The 2,929-nt window shown below is 66.8% G+C and carries 2 protein-coding genes and 1 pseudogene; all 3 read right to left on the bottom strand.

Features of this window, described 5'->3' with window-relative positions; all coding sequences use genetic code 11:
* Positions 1-564, bottom strand: a pseudogene (locus Y694_RS20925) (hypothetical protein); the annotation flags it as partial.
* Between the two features lie 22 nt (positions 565-586).
* A complete protein-coding gene (locus Y694_RS20920) occupies positions 587-1,594 on the bottom strand; it encodes a photosystem II stability/assembly factor-like protein (protein ID WP_051495955.1) in 1,008 nt (335 codons plus the stop codon).
* 2 nt (positions 1,595-1,596) lie between these two features.
* Positions 1,597-2,929 (bottom strand): DUF1329 domain-containing protein (locus Y694_RS20915; protein WP_036236225.1); only part of this gene is annotated, 1,333 nt, incomplete at its 5' end.

Here is a 2,929-nt window from a genome sequence, read left to right as displayed (position 1 = left end):
GGCACGGATCCACAGCGGGCCGTTGTTGTAGTCGAGGTAGAAGGCGGGCAGGTCGATCAGCGCGCGGTCGGTGGCGTAGGCCAGCGGGCCGCCGGCGGTGCCGCCGAAGGCCTGGCGGAAGCTGCTGCCGGAGTTGATGTCGCCCACGCCGGTGCTGGCGCCGCCGACGGTGCGCGTGCCGTAGGCGCTCTCGACGACGCGGGTCTCGTCGAGGATGCCGCGCAGCTTGATGGTGGCCTTGAGCGACTCGGTGAGCTTGCCGTCGAAGTTGAGGTCGACTCGCGTGGCGAACCAGTTGATGTCGGCGTCCTTCTTGTACTCCGCCGGGCGGGTCAGGGTGGGCGAGAGCCCCGCGGCCACACCGTTGTTGGTGTAGCTCACGCCGTTGGTGGAGTTGCCGCCCTGGTTGGTGAGGTTCTGGTCGTCGGTGGTCTTGACCGCCAACTCCTGTCGGATGAAGCCCGACACGGCCCATTCGGCCGCCTGGGCCGACCCACACAGCGCGACCAACGCAGCTGCTGCGATGGCGTGCCGCTGAGAGATTTCTGTACGAATCTTCTTCACGCTGTTGTCTCCTCGTTGTAGGTCAAAGATCGAGTTCCAGGATCGTTCCACCGGCTCCCACCGCCACCAGGCGCCGCTTGCCGCCGGTGCCTTCGCTCGCAGCGAGCGCCTGGTACCAGGCGTTGCGCACGAGCTTGGAGTTCAGCGGGCTCCAGGTGGCCCCGCCGTCGCGGCTGAGGACCACGGCGTTGATGCCGCTGGCGAGCACTTCGCCCTGGGCGGTCGCGTGCACGCCGGTCAGGATGGCGCCGGTGCCGGTCTTGTGCGAGGTCCAGGTGGCGCCGCCGTCGGCGCTGCTGAGCAGCGCGCCGCTCTGGCCGCTGGCGTACATCTTCTTGCCGCCTTCGACGACGGACAGGCCGAACAGGGAGCGTTCTCCCTTGTGCAGGGCTTTCCACTGCTGGCCGTCGCTGCTGCGCAGGACGAGTTCGAATTCGCCCACGGCGGTGACGCTGCCGTCCTCGGCGACGTGGATGTCGTAGAGGTGGGGTTCGGCGCCGTCGTCGGTGATGGTGCTCCAGTCGACGGTCTGCACGGCCCAGGACTGGCCCCAGTCGGTGGACTTGAGGATGGTGCCGAAGGCGCCCACGGCGTAGGCGAGGCCTTGGCGGGTGACGTCGACGGCGAGCAGGCGCGACTTGGTCATGGAGGGCGCAGCCTTCCAGGTCTTGCAGTCGGCTGCCGCATACACCAGGCCGGTCTGGCCGACGGCGATGCATTTGCCTTCGCGCATCGCCACGGCCATCAGCGCCAGGTGCTTCATCGGGAAGGCCTGGACCTGCCATGTCGCCCCGCCGTCGGCCGTGGCCAGCACGTTGCCGAACGCCCCCACCGCGATGCCCTTCTCCCCTTCGAACACCACGTCGTACAAGGCATCGTGCGCCGTGCCGTGGCGCAGAAGCTTGGCGCCGGATGACGGCGGTGCCGCCATCGACACCGCAGCCCCCGACAGCAGCACCGCCATCGCCGCGAACCGCGCGAACAGCCCGGCGCGAGCGGCGGGCCGCGCGTGTTGCCGACCTTCGGACATGCTCAGGTCCCCAGACGTTGCAGCGCCTGCTCGGTCAGGTACTTGTCGAAGGTGCCCTCGACGTTGTAGCCCTGCGAAACGCCTCCGGCGATGCTCTTGGTCTGCAGGAAGCGCGTCATGCGGCCGTCCTGGATGTTGTGGCAGGTCACCGCGGTCCACGACCACGCGGTGTGGCTGCCGTCCATCAGCTTCTTGTCGCCCTTCTCGTACAGGCTGAACTGCGGCTCGAAGGACTTGAAGAGATCGCCGCGGCGGTCGTAGGTCACGTAGGCCACGAACATCATGTTCCGCGTGTCGACCCACACCCGCTTCTTGCTGACCGGCGCGCGCGGGTAGCCCACGGGTTCGGCCTCGAACACCACCACGTCGGGGCACAGCTCCATGTTGGTGTCGAAGAAGGTGATGCCCTTCGGGCCACCATGCACCGGGCGTTCCCAGTTCGGGTGGTCGCCGTACCAGGTCTGCGACTGCGCACCGAGCATCGGGCCGCGACCGACGATCTTGTAGTTGCCCCAGGTCAGCATGGGATCGCCGGACGCCCAGGCGTCGGACAGATAGAAGTTCACGCCGGCCACCAGCGGCTCGAAGCGCTGGTTGGTCGGGAACTTGCGCACGCGCTTGAAGGCCGGCAGGTAACCGGAGAGATCGGGGAACTTGCGCTGGTCGTAGTACCAGGTGCTCAGGTAGCTGGTGCCCTTCACATCGACCGGCGAGGTGAAGAACACGGCCTGGTAGCGCAGCTTGTCCTCGCCCCCGGGAAAGCTCTTGGCCTGAGCACGTGCGACCGAGTTCTCTTCCACCCAGGCGAAGTCGTACTGGTAGCTCTGCGAACCGTCGGGCGCGATCTCCCAGTCGCGGATGGCGTAGATGGAGTTGTCGTGGCGACCCCAGCACAGCGTAAGGTTGGCCGCCACCTCCACACCGGTCTTCGCGTCGGGGAAGGGATTGCCGCCGATCCAGGGCTTGCCATCGGGCGACACGATGTTGCCGCCGGCATCGAACTTCGCCTTGCCCTGGTTGCGCAAGGTCGCCTCCAGATATTCGTGCGGGAACATCCGGGTCACATCCTTGGTGGTGGGCACGATGCGGATGCGCCGCCCCATGGTCTTGACTTCCTGGTACGCCACCGGGTCGAGCAGATCCTTGACGATGTCGACGTTCTCGGCGGTGATGAAGTCACCGGTCTTGATCTTGCCCTTGGACCAGGCGTCGATCGACATCAGCTCGTCCGGGTAGGCCTTGGTGATGTCCGCGGAGTTCGCGATCATCGGCCACAGCGGACCCAGCACCCCCGCCGTCGCAATGCCCTTGGCGGTCTGCTCCATGAAGAAGCGT

The sequence above is a fragment of the Methylibium sp. T29-B genome (assembly GCF_000576225.1).
GTDB classification, from domain to species: Bacteria; Pseudomonadota; Gammaproteobacteria; order Burkholderiales; family Burkholderiaceae_C; genus Methylibium; species Methylibium petroleiphilum.
Note: the sequence above shows the minus strand (reverse complement) of the source record. Positions and strands in the feature narration are given on the sequence as shown.

What these genes read in the sequence shown, in the direction of transcription:
- Y694_RS20920 (WP_051495955.1), bottom strand. Translation starts at nt 1,594, where the DNA reads ATGTCCGAAGGTCGGCAACACGCGCGGCCCGCCGCTCGCGCCGGGCTG.